The organism is Deltaproteobacteria bacterium (genome assembly GCA_016874735.1).
Classification (GTDB): Bacteria; Bdellovibrionota_B; Oligoflexia; order Oligoflexales; family CAIYRB01; genus CAIYRB01.
The window spans coordinates 1-19,315 of sequence record VGTI01000022.1; the positions used below are offsets into that span (position 1 = coordinate 1).

Consider the following 19,315-nt stretch of genomic DNA (forward strand, 5'->3'; position numbering starts at 1 on the left):
CCGGATTGAACAGCCTTCACGGCTCGAATGCGAATAGCTTCGAGCGCTTCATGACTAAGTTGTCGACCGTCGAGCGCCATGACAGGGATCATACATCATGACCGCATACTTTTGCACCTGTTAATAAGGCCGGGCAAGTTGCGACGGCTCATATCACGATGACGCAAGTTGGGGACGAAAGTGGGAGCCTAGTGATCGTACTAGACGACGTAAGAAAACCGAAACCCATGCCGATGCCGATAGGCGCCTGTACGGAGGCAGCATACCATAATCTTCCACCAGTCTGCGTTATCGTCGGGAAGTCTCTTATTTACCGACTCGAGCGTCGGGTTCAAGATCCCAACACCTGTCAGTTGGTACTGCCCGTCGGTGTGCAAGAGGTAGACGCCAAGTTCTGCCAGTCTCCACAACCCAAAGCAATTGGCGGCTACACAGTGCCAGTGTCCTTCTAGAGTATCCTTTTAAAGTATGTATCGTTTAAGGTCAGTTTGAGCAGATAATTATTTGCTCAAACTGACCGTCTTTTTTGGCAAGCTTTACCGGCACTGAGTGATTACTCAGCTTCGACCGGCAAGAAGCGGTAGCCACCCTTATTGGATGGATAGCGAAACTTTTGGCTCATCGGGTGCGACGGATAAGGGCAAGGAGTCGCGTTATGCTGAGCCAGTGCGAGCACACCCACTTGCTTATTGTAACCACCGATCGGTGAGACTTCGACCGGAATCACATTGACCAGCGTTGTGTCGCAAGTCTCTAGGTAGGTCACCGTGACCTCGACTTCGTCCTCACTCACAGGCTCTTGCTGAATACCGAGGATCCGCGCTGGGTATAGTTCCGCTGCGTCGCTCTTGGTCGGAGCGATAGCCACCAGGGGCCGCGTTACCGTGTCTGGCTCTACGTTCAGGCTTAGTTCTTTAGCCTCTTCAGGGCAGTTGCACTGGTCGCAGCGGGTGCCGCTCATGATGGCGCCTACTGCTACAGGCGCTGGTGCCTCGGGATCGATACGTGGCAGGTATTTAAATACCAAATTCTCAAAATACTCGGTGCACTGTTTGGCGTACGTAATCTTGACAGGGCCGCCAGCAGGAGCGATCTCACTAGGTTCGAAATTGATCACGCGACCTAAAAATAAGCGCATGGGTTGTGACGTGACATTGAGTTCTGGGAGACTCTTGGCGTGACTCGCGCTCGTCAGCGCTAGAGTAGCCATCAGTGAAAGTCCAGAGATTTTGAGTGTTGAAAACATGCGACATTGAGTCATGAGTCGTCTCCAGCATGGGCAGTCACAAAGACTGGGGGGTGAACATTACGTTCACGTTTGTGCAGGATTCATGCCGACTTGTCAGTAGCGATCATTGTAAAACTTTTTTAAATCCAAAGGTCTGGGCTGACTCAAAGGGATGCAAATGCCGCCGCTAAGTCGTCAACGATTTGCTGTGTAGGTTCGAGTCCCACAGAGAGGCGCACGAGATCGCGGGGCGTTTCCGTATCGGCACGCTCCATTGAGGCTCGATGTTCGATCAGGGTCTCGACACCACCTAGGCTGGTCGCACGATGGATTTTGTGCACATTAGCGACAAGTCTCTGTGCCGAAGCCTCACCTCCGCTTACTTGAAACGAGACGACACCACCACCGCCGCGCATTTGTGTCCGGGCTAATGCACACTGGGGATGGCTTGGCAACCAGGGGTAGTGGACCTCGGTGACGCGTGCATGCTGCGCGAGAAATTCCGCTATCTTGAGAGCACTGTCGTTTTGCGTTTGGATCCTAAGCTGCAAAGTTGCCAGGCTGCGACTGGTCAACCAGCAGTCAAAGGGTGCAGGGACGCCCCCGCCACACACTTGGATCGTGCGCAGACGCTCCGCTAAGGGACCATGCTCACGCGTAATGAGGACGCCTCCCAATACGTCAGAATGGCCGTTGATGTACTTGGTCGTGGCATGCAGCACTACATCGCAACCAAACAGGAGGGGGTTTTGATTGAGCGGTGACGCCATCGTGTTGTCACAGACCACCCAGGCGCCATGTGCATGTGCTAAGGCAGCGAGCCCGGTTAAATCAGACAGCCTAAGGCGGGGGTTAGATGGTGTTTCGATCCACAGTAGTTTGGTGTGAGGCGTCATGGCGCTGCGCACGACTTCTAAATCAGTCATGTCGACTAAGCTGTAGGAGAGGCCCCAACGGGGAAAGATCTCGTGCATCAAACTCAGCGTGCCGTGATAACACTCCTGCGGTAGTACCACATGATCACCGCTCTGCAGGGCAAGCAGGGCCGCCATCGATGCCGCCATGCCAGAGGCAAATGACAGCGCCACGGCACCGTGCTCTAATTTGCGCAGAGCCTCTTCGAGCTGCGAACGATTAGGATTATTATGCCGCGTGTAAAAATAGCCGGAGGCAAAACTACCGTCGCCCTCACGGACAAAGGTCGTACTGAGCTCAATCGGCGCGACGACGGCTCCACTCGGCTTTCTAGGTGAACCGTCAAGCTTTGTCATACGGGCCTCACGCTACAGAGCTACGGAGCAAAAAATCAACTGAGAGCTGTAATGGTCTCACGCACATCGTCAGTGTGGCGCAACTGCACATCACGAGGTAGCGATTTGCGCGCTAGGCCAAACAGCACTTTGCCGGGGCCAATCTCGACATAGTCACGACAACCCGCTGCGTATGCGCGATCAAGGCTCTGCGTCCACTTAACGGGACTATTAATCTGCGCCACCAGCAGGTCAGCCACGTACTGATCGCTGATCTCGGCTGTGAGATTCGGGATGACGCGCGTAGGGGTGGTGTGAAACTTGGATGCCGTCAGGAGGGGCTCCATGGCCACGCGTGCCGGCTGCATCAGAGAGGAGTGGAAAGGCGCACTCACGGGCAGCATGACGAAACGCAGGCCGCTAGCTTCAAGTCCCGCGCACAAGCGATCTACCGCCGTTTTATGCCCAGCGACAACCAGCTGCTGCGGTGAGTTGAAGTTGACAACCTCAACGACCGAGTCCTTCTGCGATGCAGCGACACACCTTGCTTGAAGGTCATCGGCCGCCACATTGACCACAGCCGCCATAGCTCCGACACCCGCTGGGACCGCTGCCTGCATGGCCTCACCGCGCTGGCGCACCAAGAACACAGCACGGGCGAAATCAAGTTTGCCGGCAGCGACAACCGCAGAGTACTCGCCGAGACTGTGACCCGCAAAAAGACTGGGCTCAATCCCCGTCTCGCCTTGCAGCACGCGCCAAGTGGCGATACTCACGGTCAAAATACAAGGCTGAGTGTTAGCCGTCAGCTTTAGCTCGTCCTCTGGCCCATCCAGGCACAGACGACGAATGCTCAGCTTGGCAGCATCCTCAGCCTCTTCGAACACGGACCTTACAGCAGGAAACTCGGAAAGTAACTGCCGGCCCATTCCCACAAATTGGGAACCCTGGCCGGGGAACATTGCCAGCATCTGACCGCTGTAAGCCATCCGTGCTTATCCTTAATTAGCCGTCGATGGTTATCCTTCGACGTTGAAGTCCTCGCCGCCGAGGTCGCCCTTGACCTTCGGTTGCACAACTACTTTACCCTTGTAGTTGCCGCAGTTTTTGCAAACAGTGTGCGCGAGTTTTGCTTCGCCGCAAGCTGTGCAGTAGGCAAAGCTCGTCGCCTTAAGTGCATGATGTGCACGGCGCATGTCGCGTTTGGAAGCTGAGATTCTAAACTTTGGGACTGCCATGACCCGACTCCAAAAATAATCATAGGCACAAAAAATCGAAGCTCCCTCTTAGCTTGAGTGTCACCGAAAGGCAAGACCCTAGATGGGATTTATTTGACCCCGTTGAGGATGATTTTCGTGCCGCCTTCAGATTTGCGCACAGATCCGCTGAGATAGACCGACCCACTGCTGCGCTCTAGGGCCGGCCCCCACACCTTCTTAAAGAATGTACCCCGGACTGTGCCCGAAGGACCGCTGAACATGAGTGTGCAGGCTGGGGCGCACTGGCTGAGTGCTGTGCGATCGAATGACATCGGTCCGAAGTTCTGCACCTGTGCGCCGTCAGCCAGGCTGTCGATACTTCTAGTCCCGCCGCTGGCTTGGCGCGGGGCCGCTGACTGGACGGTGTTGATCGGAGCGCGGGCACTCAGGCCTACAGCCATAACTGGCTGAGTCCGTGAGCGTTCTGGCCGAGTTACCGTGACCCGCGTCATGCTGGACTGGCTGCCACGGCGGCTGGGCTGTGGTCGCGTTTGTCGGCGCGCGGTTTGGGTGCGCAGGGGAGGACTTTTCACGGGTGCCACCGTACCGCCAATGCGACCTGTGCGACTCGCTGGCCGCTCAAAAGACCTGGTCACCACTGGTTCTTCGGCAGCATCTTCCACTTCGACAGCGGTACCCAGCATGGGAGGCGCCGGAATCGGTAACCTAGTTTCGCTCGGAGGCGGCGGGACATCGTCAAACGCAGGCTCGTCCTTGGAGGTTGCAGGACCAATTTTCCCTGGTTTTTTCGGATTCTTCTTGAGGTTCGTGGTACTCGCATTAACGACCGCAAGCGTCGGTGATCGCGTCAGCTTCGTGTCCCAAATGAGAACCGCCGCGGCGCCGAGCAGCAAGAATCCGACAAAAAGGGCGGCGATCGCCAATGGTGACACCCCCTGGACCTCGAAGGTACGGCGGGAAATTTGAGATGTGTAGCGCGGGGCGCGGGGGTGGCCGCCGAGTTCCATCGGCTTGTGCTGGCCTTCGGTATACACCGCCAGAAATTTACCTACGGAGACTTGCGCTGTTGAGCCCTCCCTCATCACGCGCACGTCTTTGGGCAACACACCGCGGTAGAACAGCGAACGAATCTCATCGATACTTAGGGGGCCCATCGACTTCTGATCGCGGTCGCTAAGGTAGTACTGTTTCGGGTTGCGCGGGCGGCGGGCCTCGCCCCGTTTCTTACCCAGATCGCCCGCATTTTTGGCGCGCACCGTGGACTGCGCGCTGGTGGCCAGATGCAGCTGACCCTCGCCAATGGCGTGTCGATCGTTGCTAGGATGGGAACGCCCTAGCCCTGTGCCAGACAGGTCGGCATCTTTTTCATGGAATTCGTTATTACCCGGCACTTGACGTTTGATCGCCGTCGTCGACATTTCGTCATAAACAGCCGCCGTAACCGAGAAAATTTCGTCCACCTCAAAAATTTCGCGACGCAGTGACGAACCATCCCGCGCGACAGTGTCAAAAGGGTCAAGTGAGCCATCGCGCAGACCGGCGCGAATTTCTTCGGCCGTCATCACGCCTAGCTCTTTGTTGCCCTTATAAATGTGCCACTTATCGCTCACGCCACCCTCGGTCATCTTGACGGCTCTGCGCCTCCGTCCCTGGTATCGGAAAGTTGCTTGAGAAGTTCAGTAGTTGACCACTAGAGTGCACCGCGCCAGCGGTTAGCTGATGGGACAAAAATGGTGGAATTGCTCTTGCTAAATCAGGCCCAAAGGGCTAGACGAGGGGCCGGTTGGGTGAGTCTCCAACTAGTAAGTGGAACAAGCGCTAATCTAGGTAGTTGAACATGCGTCTTGCGGTCGCCGCGATAAATGGCCAGATAGAAGTCACAATTAAGGGTAATGAGCCCTGGTTGGAGGCACTCTATCGCGATTTTCCTTTACCAGGTGGTACGGGCGAGGCAGCTTTGTTGTCGGGCGTGTTAAAGCTGCGGGTGGAAGAAGCGGGTAGTGTCCACGTGACGGGCCACCTCAGCTACGCCCCCATTGTCAGCTGTAGTCGCTGTGACAAGGCGATCGCATGGCCTCTAGCCTGTGATGTCGATGTGCGTTATCTACCCGAGCAGATCAACGATCTAGAGCGGGAAAAGAACCTAAGTCGTAATGACCTAGATGCGTACTTTTTGGATGGGGACGAGGTCGATCTCGAACAACTCATTACCGATACCGTCGAGCTAGCGCTGCCAAGTCGCTTCGTGCTGGCTGACGCCAAAGGGGAAAGATGTCGGGTATGCGCAGTGTCGGTGGCTGACGGGCGCGTGTACGGGGCGGCGGATGATACTTCGCAAAGTTCGCCGTTTGCCGCTCTTAAAGGGTTGAAGTTGAAGCAGTAGGCGAGTAGGTTAGGGTGCCGCTGGCATCAGGTGCCAAGCGGAATTAATAGGCGGGTCGTCTGGAATGAAGGTGTGCTCAGGCACTTTGGACGACCGAGGAACAACCTTCGTTAGGAGTAAATCAGGATGAGCGTTACGATCAACATGAAGGACATGCTAGAAGCTGGGGCCCACTACGGTCACCAGGCGCGCCGTTGGAATCCGAAGATGAAGCCATACATCTTTGGCGAGCGTAACGGTGTACACATTATCGATCTGCAAAAGACCGTGCGTCTCTTCAAAGGTGCATGTGACTTTCTCGAGCGGACCACCCAACGTGGCGGTCACGTTCTATTTGTGGGCACCAAGCGCATGGCGCGGGATCTCGTTGCTGAAGAGGCGGCGCGTGCAGGTCAGTTCTACATCAATCACCGTTGGTTGGGCGGTACGCTCACCAACCTCGTGACGCTGCGTCAGTCAATCCACCGCCTCAAGCGCATTGAGAAGATGGAGCAAGACGGCACCTTTGAAAAGCTCCTCAAAAAAGAGGTGCTGGGTCTACGTCGCGAGCATGAGAAGCTGATCCGCAACTTAGGCGGCATCAAGGACATGCCAGGTCTGCCACGCGCTCTCTTTGTCGTCGATGCTCACAAAGAATCGATCGCACTGAAAGAAGCTAAGCGTCTTGGTATTCCGGTGGTGGCAATTGCCGACACCAATGCTGATCCTCATGGTATCGACTACCTCATCCCAGGTAACGACGATAGCCTCAAGTCTATCCAACTGTTCGTGCGCACGGCCGCTGAAGCTTGCATTGCTGGTAAGCAAAAAGCTCGTGACTTCAGTGATTCCGATGACAAGAAGTACGACTCGGTAGAAGCCGGCAAATTCCACGATAGCGAAGGCCATACCGTTGCGGTTGAGAAGGCGCGCCGTCCGGACGACGAAGATGAAGACCTCAACTAAGTTTCGCTTGGTTGTTTTCATTGTCGAGTTATGAATGCTAGAGAACCATCGCTGCCTTAGTGGCCGCGGTGGTTTTATGCCAGTAGATAAAAAATAAACTATATGTTGTTTGATAGAGGAAGGTGTGGACATGACGATCACCGCAGGAATGGTTAAAGATCTGCGTGAAAAGACGGGCGTTGGTATGATGGAGTGCAAAAAGGCTCTGACTGAGACCAACGGTGATATGGACAAGGCCATTGTCTGGTTGCGCGAGCACGGCATGGCACGGGCGCAGAAAAAAGAGGGCCGCGTTGCTGCAGAGGGTGTAGTCGAAGTTTTCGTCAACCCCGAGCAAAACGCCGGCGTCTTGGTTGAGCTCAACTGTGAGACTGACTTTGTCAGCAAGAACGAAGAATTCCGCGCTTTGGCTCACGACATCGCCAAGTTGGCATTCCAGCATAAGGCTAAAGATCATGAAGAGCTTCTCGGTCTAAAGCTGGGCGCTCAAACAGTTAAGGACAAGCTGACCGAGCTGATCGCTAAAATTGGCGAAAACATGCAAGTGCGCCGCGTGAAAGTCGTCCACACGGCGACTGGCGTTGTCACCGGATACTCCCACATGGGTGGCCGCATTGGTACACTCGTCGTGCTCGAAGGCGCTAAAGGCGACGACGTGGTTGAGCTGGGTAAAGATCTTGCTATGCACGTGGCGGCTGCTTCCCCTCGCTACTTGGTAGAGACCGAAGTTAATGCAAGCGAGCTAGACCAAGAGCGTGAAATTGCCCGCAAGCGCCTCGAAGAGGAAGGCAAACCCGCTGAATTGATCGAGAAGATTTTGGTCGGTCAGATGAAGAAGTTCTACAAAGAAGTTTGCTTGATTGAGCAGGCATACGTCAAAGATCCCAACGTGACTGTACAGAAGCATGTCGACAGCCTTAAAAAGGGTCTGAAAATTGCTGGCTTTGCTCGGTTCCAGCTGGGTGAAGGCATCGAGAAGAAAAAAGAAGACTTCGCAGCAGAAGTGGCCGCGCAACTCAAGAAGTAACACATAGAAAGACCTAAGACCCATGAGCCAATGCAAGTACCGCCATATCATGCTGAAACTTTCAGGCGAGATGCTGGGGGGGCAGCAAGGCTACGGGATCGAAGGCGATGCGCTTCTGATGATTGCCAATGAGATTGCCGACGCCCATGCCCTTGGGTGTAAGGTCTCGGTGGTCATCGGAGGCGGTAATATCTTCCGCGGTTCAGCGGCAGCCCGATGGGGTATCGAGCGGGCATCCGCCGATTATATGGGAATGCTGGCGACGATCATCAATGGACTGGCCCTGCAGGCGACGCTTGAGAACAAGTTTAACCTGAACACCCGGGTGATGACGTCGATCAGCATGCCTTCATTGGCAGAGCCATACATCCGGCGTAAAGCCATCAAGCATCTCGATGAGGGGCGGGTGGTGATCTTTGCTGGAGGTACAGGCAACCCCCTATTTACTACCGATACGGCTGCTAGCCTGAGGGCGCGGGAGGTTGGTGCCGATATCATCCTGAAGGCGACCAAAGTTGACGGGATTTACGATTCCGATCCGATGAAAAATCCGGGCGCCAAGAAATATGCCCATTTGTCGTATTTGGATGTCATCGCGCGCAAGCTGGACGTCATGGACGCTACTGCTATCACCATGTGTATGGAAGCAAACCTGCCGATCATGGTATTTAAGTTGGCAGAGCCTGGCTCCGTGCGTCGGGCCTTGGTCAACGATGGCGTTGGTACGACAGTTAATTGATTAAGTAGCAGAGAGGTAAACTATGGCTGGTAATGTAGTTGATTCCTGTAAGCAAAATATGGAAAAGCGGATCAAGGGCTTTGATGCTGACTTACTGAAAGTCCGGACCGGACGAGCATCGATCTCCCTGTTAGACGGAATAAAGGTCGATTACTACGGTACACCAACGCCGCTCAATCAGGTTGCGACTCTTACGACACCGGATGCCCGGACTATCACCGTTGCGCCGTATGAGAAGAAGCTGATTCAAGACATTGAAAAGTCCATCATGAAGGCCGATCTTGGTATTCAGCCTACTAATGACGGCAATGTCGTTCGTATTCCGATTCCGGCGCTGACGGAAGAGCGTCGTAAGGACATCGTCAAAAACTTAAAAAAACTGGCAGAAGAGGCGAAGGTTGCCATCCGCAACATCCGTCGTGATGCCAATGATGAAGTGAAAAAGCAGCTGAAGGACAAAGTGATCAGCGAAGACGACGGTAAGCGTCTTGAGGCTGATGTTCAGAAGCATACTGACGGTTTCATCAAGCAGATTGATGAGCGTCTTGCTAAAAAAGAGCAAGAGGTCATGAAGGTCTAATTCACCCGGAGTGGACCGAGCATGATAGATGGATCAGCATTAGGTATCGCAGCAGCCATCAAGGCGCGCAAGATAAGTCCGGTCGAGGTAGCTAGACACTATCTCGATCAGGTCGATAGGCTTAATCCTGAAATCAATGCTTTTGTCTGGCGCCGCGATGAGGAATTTCTCCAGGAGGCCAAAGCTGCCGAAGACGCTGTGATGCGTGGCGAAAATGATCTCCCTCTCTTTCATGGCGTACCAATCCCGCTAAAGGACCTGGCAGAGGCTGCCGGTCATACGGTGACACATGGCTCCCGTGCTGCGCGTACCAAGATTGGTCGAATCGATACGGCCGCAGTGGGGCTGCTGCGTAAAGCCGGATTTCTATTCATGGGGCGCACTAACTCCCCAGAATTTGGCACCTTGCCGGTTACCGAAAACGTATTGCACGGCGCGACGCGCAATCCCTTTGACCTGACGCGGACTCCCGGCGGGTCTAGTGGTGGAGCAGCTGCTGCCGTTGCGGCCGGGATGGCGCCCATAGCCCATGCCAGTGATGGCGGTGGATCGATTCGTATACCCGCGTCATGCTGTGGTCTGGTGGGTCTCAAGCCCAGCCGGGGCAGGATTGCTAAGGGTCCGCTTGTAAGTGAAGTGATGCATGGCTTTACGACTGACGGCTGCCTGACCCGCGGCGTGGCTGACACAGCTGCCGTATTGGATGTGCTCTCTACGTTCGACCCAGCTGCATGGATGACATTGCCGACTCCGTCCGTCTCTTATATTTCTTGTCTCACGCAAAAACCGCCGCGCCTGCGTATAGGGTTTACCATTCATGGTCCCTACTCCGGAGTGAGCATAGATCAAAGCTCGATCGATGCGGTCACGCGTACGGCTACGATACTCAGCGAGCTGGGTCACAACGTGCGTCCAGTGCAGGTTGATTGGCCGCAAGTCGATAAGCCTTTGGCTCGCGATTTTATCGCCGTGTGGTGCACTGGAGCGGCTTATCAGCAAGTCCAAGACTGGTCTGAAGTAGAGCCACTAAACCAAGCGCTGAAAGAGATGTGTCAAAAGCAGAGCACTTTTGATTACACACAGGCCGTGCTGCGGTTGCAGGTCTTTGCGCGCAAGATTCTCGCTAGCTGGGGCGAAACCTTTGATCTACTTCTATCCCCCACGCTTGCCATTGAGCCGCCGCCAATCGGTTGGCTTTATGCCACAGGGCTCAAAGATCCCGAGGATTTGCTTTGGCGCTGCACCGAAATGGTGCCTTACACCGGTTGGTGCAATGTCACTGGACAGCCAGCCATCTCACTCCCGACCTATACATCTCCGTCAGGGCTGCCCGTAGGTGTCCAAATTGTGGCACCCCCTGCGCGGGAGGATTTACTCCTGCAAATCGGGGCGGAGCTCGAAGAGGTATGCGGCTGGGGCGCCTGAGTTTTCTTGGTACTTTCATAAACTTATCAGTTTTTTGCAAAAATACTCTCAACTTCTCGCGTAAACCTGCCGAAACCCCCTCCACAAGAGTTCATGCTCTCCCCAACGGAGCTGCGCGATGAAGCACATTTTCATGCCGATGAGGTCACTGCCGCCGGAAGACCGTGCCGAATTTGTCGGTGAATCAACGAAGCGTTCCGTCGCCTCGGTTCCGACAATGATGACAATCGGAGTGATAGCGTATTCGTCCTTTGTTTTTTTTGATTGGATCTGTCTACCCGATCAACTGCTTAGATTTTCTGTCGTGCGATTTACGCTGGTTTTCGCAACGGTCATTTATGTCTGGGCCTTAAAGCAAGGTAAGGTCCCGTTCACCGCGCTGAGTAAATATCTCTTAACTGTGCCTCCCGTCATCGTGACTACCTATATGGTGGTGTCAGTGCCGCGGGAGTTTTTTGTTCTGGAAACGTGCACTGAGGTCATGCTGATTCTTTGTACCGCAGCTTTGTTTCCTTGGTTGCCAAACGAATATTTTATCTATGCGTTAACATCGTTTTTTGGATCAGCAATTTTCTGGCATTTATTTTCGGATTTTCAGGAGAGTGAGATCACGCTTGAGTACTTTGTCGTCGGAACCACATTCATCGTGTCGACGGTGACAGTTTTTGTACAAACCGAGCAGGCGGTAAAGCTGTTCATCGCGAACAAGAACCTCATGCGTCACGAGCGCGCCAAATTAGAGAGCCGGATCGGAGCGATCGAGTCGCGTCTGGCGGAGTCAGATCGGAATGCTTATCTTGCCCATCATTTGGGCCTGTTTCTCCACGAGATCAAGAACATCTTGCTCTCCCTCGATCTCATGTCTGATCACAAATCCGTCAGCCCTGAGGGGATGAACGAGCTCCTGGCTAACATAAAAAAATCAAACGATCTTGCACGTAAGAGGATCGAAGCATTTCTTGCAAAGATTAAGGTCGGATCGACTCACAAGCAGACCCTTTCACTTGCGAGTGAGGTGTCATCGATTTTACCGATTCTCACTCACGACGCCAAAAAAAATGGGGTTACGGTTGATTACCGAGCCAACTCTAATCTAGATACACTCACCATCTTTGCTGTCCCGGGGGCCGTGGCGGTCGTGTTGTTTGACATCACGCGCAATGCCATGAATGCCATTAACGAGGCTAGGCGACTGTACCCAGGACCTTCGTTCTCCGGGGCGATCGTCATGAATGTCTCTGTAACCGGTGAAGCAGTGCAGTTTATTATTGAAGATAACGGCATTGGATTGTCTGACGAAGTGAGCTCTGCCTTCGACGCGGGGGAGGTGATCGAGTCATTTGAGGGGAAACGCAGTGGTATCGGGACGCTCGGGATGAGGCATGAGGCTAAGGAGAATCAATTTCATATCGCTTTAACCCCGCGCTTGGGAGGAGGTACTACCGCTACGTTTCTTGTACCCTTGCACCGGGAGGGAATGAATTTGCCTCACTCAAACGAAGTAGCCAGAAAGTTGGCGTAGCTATGCATTTGCAATCACATGCCGGAGAAAAATTCCATATACTTCATTGGATACTGCGGATTAGTGTAGTGGTGATCGCTACGATAGCATCACCTCTCAGAGCCGAAGTTGTATTAAACGATCTAAGTTTAGACAATTTGGATATTACCAGTGAAATCGTTTATCTTCAGACCGAAAAAAGTGCATATATTAAAGACGCGGAAATAGCTGACGCGGCGGCGCACGTGTTGGAGCGCGGAGATGAATTCCGTGAACTCCCGGAAAAACTAGATATTGGATCAGAGGACGGAGCCTTATGGTTTACATTTGTAGTCAAAAATGAGTCGTCCTTCGATCAACGGATATCCATTGAAATGCCGCGCCAGTATTTCTGGATCGCGATGCTTTTTGTACGTGATGAGCAGGGCATACAAAAGATTGCGACCACAGGGATTGAAGCGATAAAAACCAACGAAATGCTGCATACTGCGGAGAGCACTTTTACATTAATGATTCCGCGAGATAAATCTGCTCGCCTACTCTTCTACGCAGAATCAGACGGCCCGATAGATTTAACGACCAGATTATATTCCGCGGATCCGTTCCTTAGACACTCGTTTCGCAGCAGTAATTTGAATGGTGTCTTTTTTGGGATCCTAATTTGTCTGATTATCTATAATTTATACAATATGATCACATCCCGTGATCCGACCTATCTCTATTTTATTGGTGCTTTGTCTGCTGTGATGATGCTCTTCTCAACGATAAACGGCGTTGGGATCGACCTTTTTTGGCCTGGAGCTGGACATTGGAATCGCGATTTGCTGCATCTATTTGCTGGTTTATTTGTACTTTTCAGCTTGAAGACGTTTTTGGCCGCCGTTGACGAGGTGTTGCCAAGCTTTGATCGGTTGATTGCCCGCTGGGGTGCCTGGATCGGTGTTGGTCTTTTTGTGGTACCACTGTTCTTGCCTTATGTGATTCCAAATACCAAGGGTATAGCCATCAATATTACCCTGGTAGCAAATGTTATAGTTATGTCCATCATTGCAATCTTAGCGGTCAGGTCTTGGCTGCGCGGTTTTAGGCCGGCTCTGTTTATGGTGATAGCATTTACACCGTATGGCATTTCCACCCTGCTGCGCACCATGGCGCAATTTGGAGTTGGTTTCGAATTCTTTCTTCGTAATCAGCCACATCAACTAGCTGCAGCTCTAGCAATGATTTTAACCTCGATGTCGCTTGCCGATCGTTTAGCCTACGTCAGAGAAAGACAAAATCGCGAAGCTGACGCCATGCGCGTCAGAAATGCGACACTGACAGAGCAGCAGAAAATTTTGTCGCGAGAGCAGGAGGCGACGATTCGCGTGGCACAGATGCTAGCCCACGACGTACGCAAGCCGTTCTCCATTATGCGTATCGGTCTCGACTTGATCGCTGGTTCGCGTGATCACCAGGAGGTGCAGAAGCATTTGGCCAATTTAATGCCAGAGGTCGAAGCAGCTTCTGGGTCAGTAGACCTACTGATTCGCGACGTAATGGAAATAGGCGCGGACACCACCGACGCTGGTAGGTCGCCGACTGGGCTTGAGTCACTTATCAAAGATACAGTAGAGCAAGCATTCATGATGCTTCCGCGTGTCAAGGTCACAGTAGATTATCAGTTGCATCATGCGACAATGGCCTATGTCAACCGAGATAAAATCTTGCGCGTAATGGCGAATATCTATGTCAACGCATTGCAAGCAATCGGCTACGGTGGCCACACTTGGTTTATGAGTCGTGACGTTATCCTTGACAAGAAGTCTTTTGTAGAACTGTGTATCGGCAATTCCGGTTCTTTCATACCAGAGAGTAATTTAAAGCGCATTTTTGATCCGTTTTTTACGTCGGGTAAGAAAAACGGGACGGGCCTAGGGTTGGCGGTGGCACGTAAGATTGTGGAAGAGTGCGGGGGGCAAATTCGATGTGCCTCGGTGCAGTCGGACGAGTTCCCGCTCGGTAAGGTGGAGTTTTTCATCACACTGCCGATCGCTGCCGGACACCCGGATCGCCTCGGTCTCAATCTGCCAGGAAGCAACAGTAACCTCATCGCACCAGGGGCCTGGTCAAACGCGGAGAGCGAGTTGCGTCATGCGGCCGATGACAACCAGGGATACTTGGAAGCCCAGCTCGTTCAAGTATCACGCAAGTTAGGGCGCAAGATCAGAATGCTACTGGTAGATGATGACGAGCACTATAGGGACAGTCTTAGAAAGTTGCTGTTACAATCGCAGATGCTGCAGGCTCATATCATAATCAGCGATGCCTCTAGAGCCGAGCAAGTATTGTCACTCATGGAACATCAGGTTTTCGATCTGATCATATGTGACGTTAATCTCGGTGCTTCCTCACTAAGTGGCTTTGAATTGGTCAAGAGTATCCGCGCCAAACTGCCAACCGCAATGGTTTGCATGCATTCGAATCGGATCGCGCAGTCGGATTATAAGTTCGCTATGCGCATGGGTGCCGATCTCTATATGCCCAAGCCTATGTCGCTCGGACAAGCGCTGCGCCTAACGTTGCAGACTTCGGATGGATTACTTGCGCAACGCAACAGTCAAGACCATGCAGATAACCTGAGTGGCATTCCCGTTAAGACCCAAGAACCTCCCACCTTGATCGTGATTGACGACAATCCCTTTGTGCTCGAGGCTTGGTCGTCTAAGTTGGCGTCGCAGGCGGTGTTACACCTACTGCCCAATTTCGAATCGCTCATGGAGCGTTTGAAGTTGCAGCCAGGTTTTCTTGCTGCGGTAACTTGCGTGATCATCGATTTTTACATAGAAGGGTCTACGCTGAATGGCTTAGACATTGCCCGCATGATCAAGAAAATGAGACCAGAATTGATAGTGATTCTTAGCTCAGACGCCATGGTAAGGGATGCTGACATTGAGGGTGCGGTTGACCGTGTGATTGGCAAGGAGCCACAGACTTTGGATAAGTTGGGGCTGGTGGCCTAGAGTTCCTTGGATGGTTCGTTAAGTGCCGCCAGCCGCCGCTTCTTAATTCGTTCCACTAAAGTGGTACGATTTAGTCCGAGTAATTTAGCGGCTTGGTTGCGGTTATTACCGGTTCGTTCGAGAGCTTGACGAATCAGGTCATTTTCGAGGGATTCGATGAACCCCGCCAGATCAAGTCCATGCTCAGGAAGATGGCCAAAGTCGATGGGGTAAACCGTATGATTCCTACCACTAATCCCGCTGCCATCGACCGGGTGCTGCGCTAGTTGATTATGGAGTTGGTCGGCGCTTAGCTGTGATGGACGGTGGTCGGAGTGAGTCGTCGAGGTTGGAAAGTTTACCGGATTTTCCAGACAATTCAGTACTTCTGGGGGGAGATCATCGACCTCGATAATGCCGCCGCCCTTCATGATCACTAGGCGATCGACCAGGTTTTGCAGCTGACGCACGTTGCCGGGCCACTGGTAGGCGCATAGAGCGCGAATAACTGCATCACTAAGATAGGCTGGGCTGCTGACGCCGTGAATGCGATTGGCTGAGTCGATAAAGTGGGCTAGGAGGTGAGGGACATCTTCAATGCGGTCCCTGAGGGCTGGTAAATGGATCGGTAACACATTGAGTCGGTAATAGAGGTCGTGTCTGAACGTACCTGCCTTCATCGCATGCTCGAGATTCATGTTGGTCGCCGCGACAACGCGGACGTTAACCTCAAGTAGTTGGTTGCTGCCTAGCGGAGCGAATTTCTTGTCTTGCAGGACGCGCAGCAGCTTCGCTTGCAAGAGTGCTGGCATGTCACCAATCTCATCGAGGAAGATGGTTCCACCTTCGGCGAACTGAAATTTACCGATGACGCGTTTATCAGCACCGGTGAAGGCGCCGCGCTCGTGACCGAACAGTTCGCTCTCGAGCAAATTGTCGGGTATGGCACTACAGTTCAGAGGCACGTACGGTTTGACCGATCGATGGGAGAGCCTGTGTAATGCCGCAGCGATCAGCTCTTTGCCGGTGCCACTTTCGCCCAAGATGAGGACGGAGCTGTCTGACCGTGCGATCTTGGCTACAGTCTCTAAGACCCGCATCATGGCCTGGCTGTGGCCTATGACCTCGGGGAAGTACTGGCGCCAGTGGTCGGCGATGCCGGAGGGATTGTCTTCCAGCAGGAGGGACTGCTCGGTCGGGCGATTGCTGCCAAAGCCAGTCGAACCTAGTGTGCGCATGGATAGGGCGTCCTCCGGTCGGGTGCTGTCGGTCAGATGGGATGGATGCAAATACGAGACAAAGAGGGGAAAGCGCAAGCGCCTGGGCCAGCGGGGAGTAGCTCTAACGAGGTACTGTGTCCTCTTATCTTACCAAAGGGAGGAATTGCCGCGCAAATCTTGCCTGGATTTATATTGGCCCAGGGACGAGGATAAAGTGCTAAAATCCGTGAAAATCACTTTGCCGGCGGGAGCCTGGGTGGGCTTTAATGGGGCATCGATATCACGAAGGGATGGCAGCTAAAGGTGCGCGTTGCATTTGTACATGACTGGTTAGTGACCTACCGTGGTGGCGAGAAGGTGCTTGCGGCACTACTCAAACTTTATCCAGAAGCACCAATATTTACTCTCTTTTATGATAAAGAAGCCATGCCTGCTGGCATCACCGAGAGAATAGTCGTTGCACCACCTGTACTCAACCTCGTGCGCCCGCTCAGAAAGCTGCTCCTGCCTTTACTGCCACGCGCGGTGGAATCTCTAAAACTTGACGATTTTGACCTGGTAATCAGTACGTCTTCTTGTGTTGCAAAAGGGGCAATCAAGGGGCCATCAGCGCGTCATCTTTGTTATATACACTCGCCCATGCGCTATATTTGGGACCAGCAAGACGAGTATATCGCCGGCGTGGCGCATATTCCGGGCGCGGCCGCAGCCATCAGAGCCCTGACCCCAAGCTTGCGGCAATGGGACGTCAGTAGTGCCAGTCGCGTTGATCGCTTTGTTGCCAATTCTTCCTTTGTCAGCGAGCGCGTCCGCAGGCTCTACGCTAGAGAGGCAGCCGTAGTCCATCCACCCATTGCGACGGACCGTTTTAGGCCGTTCCCGGGCAGGGGAGGGTACTTTCTGGCAGCTGGTGCATTGGTCTCGTATAAAAGGTTCGATTTGGCGATTGCTGCCTGTCAGCAAGCGGGGAAGCGCCTTGTTATTGCTGGCTCAGGCCCCATGGAGCGGACGCTGAGAGCCCAGGCGGGCCCAACGGTCGACTTTGTCATTAGCCCGTCGGACGAGGTGCTTGGGCGACTCATGGGCGAGGCTGAGGCGCTCCTTTTTCCCGGGATAGAGGACTTCGGCATGATCGCCGTTGAAGCCATGGCGGCGGGGACTCCAGTGATCGCCTACGGTGCCGGGGGTGCCAGAGATTTTATTGTACCTGGTCGCACTGGCGTCTTCTTTACCGAGGCCACTGCCACGGCCTTGGCGCAGAGAATCAACGAATTTAGTCGGGATCAGTTTACAGCAGCCGCATTGGTGGAGTATGCAGCGGGCTATGGTCAGGAACATTTCCTAAAACGTATGCGCGCCGAGATTGAGGCCCTGATGGTCGGGGGTAGTGATCAGTGAATCGTCGAGATCAAGACTTTCTGTTGATGTTGCGCGTCGTCTCGGACATAGGCATGGTGCTCGTCGCCTGGGCGCTGGCCTATATATTCCGATTTTCTGGCGTATTTCCGATTACCAAGGGTGTGCCCGAGGTCGGCCTGTACATGAAGCTGCTGCCTTTTGTGGCGGTCATTTGGTTTGTGGCATTTACCCTTGCCGGATTCTACCGACGGACTCGTCGTCAGCGATCAGCCTTCCTGGAGGCACTCGATGTCTTGCAGAGCTGCTTTCTGGCAACGATGTCGTTCATAGCATTTACTTATGTCTACGAGGAATACCGGTATTCTAGAGTAGTGATGGGTATTTTTGCTGTGGTGCATCCGTGGCTCATCATTGCCGGTCGTAGCGCTATCCGTAAATCGCTACGTCTCTACAAACGGCGTGCAGCGCCGCGGCGGACCTTGCTGATCGGTAGTGGACCAGTGCTTGACCAAGCCTTAGAGATGATGCGCACAGGTGACTTAATACGCAGCGAAATCACGGGTGTGGTATTGGTGGGGCCACAAGACGCTATCGATTTGAGCGAGAAGTCGTGTCGCCAGAATGATCTCCGCATTTTGCCTGAGCCCACCAGCTGGACTGATTTCTTCTCGGCCGAGCCGACGGCCACTGTGGTATTTGCCTTGCCGCATAGTGCTTACGGATTTTTGGAACAAGTTTTAGAGCAGATTGCCGATCAGGTCCCAGATATCAGACTACTACCTGATTTGGCTCGGTTTAGTCGATTCTCCACCGGTGTTGATGTGGTCAACGGCGTACCCGTTGTAACTATTAACGAGAGCCCATTGGCCGGGGCTGGCAGTCTGATCAAACGCGCTGTAGATTTGATCGGATCTTTGACTGCCCTGGTTGTGTTTAGTCCGGTTCTGACGTTCGTGGGTTTACTCGTGGCGCTGACCTCGCGGGGGCCTGTGCTTTACCGCCAAGAACGCATGGGCGTCGATGGTAAGACGTTCGCCATGCTTAAGTTTAGGTCCATGCGTGTCGATGCCGAGCAGGCCTCGGGGGCGGTGTGGGCCAAGCCTGGCGATGACCGTACGACACCGGTTGGTAAATGGCTGCGGCGCACCAGTTTGGACGAGTTGCCGCAATTTTTGAATGTCCTACGTGGGGAAATGAGTCTAGTTGGTCCGCGGCCAGAACGGCCTGTTTTCGTTGAGCAGTTTCGTCGTAAAGTGCCCGGCTATTACCTTCGCCATAAAACCAAAGCTGGTATCACTGGGTGGGCTCAGGTCAACGGGTGGCGTGGTAACACCAGCATCGAAAAGCGCATTGAATGTGATCTGTACTATATCCAGCACTGGTCGCTTGGACTCGATCTAAAGATCATTTTCCTCACAGTTTTCAAGGGTTTCGTGAACCGAAATGCGTACTAAGAG

General features: G+C 53.4%; 17 protein-coding genes. 11 read left to right on the plus strand and 6 right to left on the minus strand.

Annotated elements, in window-relative coordinates; genetic code table 11:
- The first annotated feature begins 158 nt into the window (after positions 1 to 158).
- Entirely contained in the window at positions 159 to 452 is a 294-nt protein-coding gene (locus tag FJ146_10465; GenBank protein ID MBM4252382.1) for a hypothetical protein, read from the plus strand.
- A 101-nt stretch (positions 453 to 553) separates the two neighbouring features.
- On the opposite strand, the gene FJ146_10470 is transcribed toward FJ146_10465, so the two are convergent.
- The 5 genes from FJ146_10470 to FJ146_10490 form a co-directional block, all read right to left on the minus strand.
- Positions 554 to 1,261, minus strand: coding sequence for a hypothetical protein (locus tag FJ146_10470; GenBank protein MBM4252383.1), 708 nt, complete (start codon positions 1,259 to 1,261; stop codon positions 554 to 556).
- Between the two features lie 131 nt (positions 1,262 to 1,392).
- Positions 1,393 to 2,499: a cystathionine gamma-synthase gene (locus FJ146_10475; protein ID MBM4252384.1), complete on the minus strand. Its 1,107-nt coding sequence runs from the start codon at positions 2,497 to 2,499 to the stop codon at positions 1,393 to 1,395.
- Between the two features lie 35 nt (positions 2,500 to 2,534).
- Positions 2,535 to 3,449 (minus strand): ACP S-malonyltransferase, encoded by a 915-nt coding sequence (fabD, locus tag FJ146_10480; GenBank protein ID MBM4252385.1) that lies wholly within the window; start codon positions 3,447 to 3,449, stop codon positions 2,535 to 2,537.
- Positions 3,450 to 3,497: 48 nt separating this feature from the next.
- Positions 3,498 to 3,716: a 50S ribosomal protein L32 gene (locus FJ146_10485; protein MBM4252386.1), complete on the minus strand. Its 219-nt coding sequence runs from the start codon at positions 3,714 to 3,716 to the stop codon at positions 3,498 to 3,500.
- 89 nt (positions 3,717 to 3,805) lie between these two features.
- Positions 3,806 to 5,308, minus strand: a complete 1,503-nt coding sequence (locus tag FJ146_10490) for a hypothetical protein (protein MBM4252387.1) — start codon at positions 5,306 to 5,308, stop codon at positions 3,806 to 3,808.
- 227 nt (positions 5,309 to 5,535) lie between these two features.
- On the opposite strand from FJ146_10490, the gene FJ146_10495 reads away from it, so the two are divergent.
- From FJ146_10495 to FJ146_10530, 8 genes are all read left to right on the plus strand, one after another.
- Positions 5,536 to 6,081: a DUF177 domain-containing protein gene (locus FJ146_10495; protein MBM4252388.1), complete on the plus strand. Its 546-nt coding sequence runs from the start codon at positions 5,536 to 5,538 to the stop codon at positions 6,079 to 6,081.
- Positions 6,082 to 6,207: 126 nt separating this feature from the next.
- Positions 6,208 to 7,026, plus strand: coding sequence for a 30S ribosomal protein S2 (rpsB, locus tag FJ146_10500; protein MBM4252389.1), 819 nt, complete (start codon positions 6,208 to 6,210; stop codon positions 7,024 to 7,026).
- Between the two features lie 130 nt (positions 7,027 to 7,156).
- A complete protein-coding gene (locus FJ146_10505; GenBank protein MBM4252390.1) occupies positions 7,157 to 8,053 on the plus strand; it encodes an elongation factor Ts in 897 nt (298 codons plus the stop codon).
- 22 nt (positions 8,054 to 8,075) lie between these two features.
- Complete coding sequence (locus FJ146_10510; GenBank protein ID MBM4252391.1) at positions 8,076 to 8,792, plus strand: UMP kinase; 717 nt, start codon at positions 8,076 to 8,078, stop codon at positions 8,790 to 8,792.
- Between the two features lie 22 nt (positions 8,793 to 8,814).
- Positions 8,815 to 9,372: a ribosome recycling factor gene (locus FJ146_10515; protein MBM4252392.1), complete on the plus strand. Its 558-nt coding sequence runs from the start codon at positions 8,815 to 8,817 to the stop codon at positions 9,370 to 9,372.
- 21 nt (positions 9,373 to 9,393) lie between these two features.
- Positions 9,394 to 10,797 carry an amidase gene (locus FJ146_10520; GenBank protein MBM4252393.1) on the plus strand — a complete coding sequence of 468 codons (1,404 nt, stop codon included), beginning with the start codon at positions 9,394 to 9,396 and terminating at the stop codon, positions 10,795 to 10,797.
- A 118-nt stretch (positions 10,798 to 10,915) separates the two neighbouring features.
- Positions 10,916 to 12,319, plus strand: coding sequence for a HAMP domain-containing histidine kinase (locus FJ146_10525; GenBank protein ID MBM4252394.1), 1,404 nt, complete (start codon positions 10,916 to 10,918; stop codon positions 12,317 to 12,319).
- Between the two features lie 2 nt (positions 12,320 to 12,321).
- Positions 12,322 to 15,300 (plus strand): response regulator, encoded by a 2,979-nt coding sequence (locus FJ146_10530; protein MBM4252395.1) that lies wholly within the window; start codon positions 12,322 to 12,324, stop codon positions 15,298 to 15,300.
- Here FJ146_10530 and FJ146_10535 read toward each other — a convergent pair.
- Positions 15,297 to 16,517 carry a sigma-54-dependent Fis family transcriptional regulator gene (locus tag FJ146_10535; protein ID MBM4252396.1) on the minus strand — a complete coding sequence of 407 codons (1,221 nt, stop codon included), beginning with the start codon at positions 16,515 to 16,517 and terminating at the stop codon, positions 15,297 to 15,299. The two genes, FJ146_10530 and FJ146_10535, sit on opposite strands and share 4 nt — an antisense overlap.
- 285 nt (positions 16,518 to 16,802) lie before the next feature.
- On the opposite strand from FJ146_10535, the gene FJ146_10540 reads away from it, so the two are divergent.
- Both FJ146_10540 and FJ146_10545 read left to right on the plus strand, forming a co-directional pair.
- Positions 16,803 to 17,897: a glycosyltransferase family 4 protein gene (locus tag FJ146_10540; protein ID MBM4252397.1), complete on the plus strand. Its 1,095-nt coding sequence runs from the start codon at positions 16,803 to 16,805 to the stop codon at positions 17,895 to 17,897.
- Positions 17,894 to 19,312, plus strand: a complete 1,419-nt coding sequence (locus tag FJ146_10545; GenBank protein MBM4252398.1) for an undecaprenyl-phosphate glucose phosphotransferase — start codon at positions 17,894 to 17,896, stop codon at positions 19,310 to 19,312. The genes FJ146_10540 and FJ146_10545 overlap by 4 nt, the downstream gene beginning before the upstream one ends.
- Positions 19,313 to 19,315 lie beyond the last annotated feature (3 nt).

Coding starts and splice junctions, on each gene's coding strand:
- FJ146_10485 (MBM4252386.1), bottom strand. CDS start 3,716: ATGGCAGTCCCAAAGTTTAGAATCTCAGCTTCCAAACGCGACATGCGC.
- fabD (MBM4252385.1), bottom strand. CDS start 3,449: ATGCTGGCAATGTTCCCCGGCCAGGGTTCCCAATTTGTGGGAATGGGC.
- FJ146_10495 (MBM4252388.1), top strand. CDS start 5,536: ATGCGTCTTGCGGTCGCCGCGATAAATGGCCAGATAGAAGTCACAATT.
- FJ146_10475 (MBM4252384.1), bottom strand. CDS start 2,499: ATGACAAAGCTTGACGGTTCACCTAGAAAGCCGAGTGGAGCCGTCGTC.
- FJ146_10520 (MBM4252393.1), top strand. CDS start 9,394: ATGATAGATGGATCAGCATTAGGTATCGCAGCAGCCATCAAGGCGCGC.
- FJ146_10515 (MBM4252392.1), top strand. CDS start 8,815: ATGGCTGGTAATGTAGTTGATTCCTGTAAGCAAAATATGGAAAAGCGG.
- FJ146_10525 (MBM4252394.1), top strand. CDS start 10,916: ATGAAGCACATTTTCATGCCGATGAGGTCACTGCCGCCGGAAGACCGT.
- FJ146_10535 (MBM4252396.1), bottom strand. CDS start 16,517: ATGCGCACACTAGGTTCGACTGGCTTTGGCAGCAATCGCCCGACCGAG.
- FJ146_10530 (MBM4252395.1), top strand. CDS start 12,322: ATGCATTTGCAATCACATGCCGGAGAAAAATTCCATATACTTCATTGG.
- FJ146_10510 (MBM4252391.1), top strand. CDS start 8,076: ATGAGCCAATGCAAGTACCGCCATATCATGCTGAAACTTTCAGGCGAG.
- FJ146_10470 (MBM4252383.1), bottom strand. CDS start 1,261: ATGACTCAATGTCGCATGTTTTCAACACTCAAAATCTCTGGACTTTCA.
- FJ146_10505 (MBM4252390.1), top strand. CDS start 7,157: ATGACGATCACCGCAGGAATGGTTAAAGATCTGCGTGAAAAGACGGGC.
- FJ146_10465 (MBM4252382.1), top strand. CDS start 159: ATGACGCAAGTTGGGGACGAAAGTGGGAGCCTAGTGATCGTACTAGAC.
- rpsB (MBM4252389.1), top strand. CDS start 6,208: ATGAGCGTTACGATCAACATGAAGGACATGCTAGAAGCTGGGGCCCAC.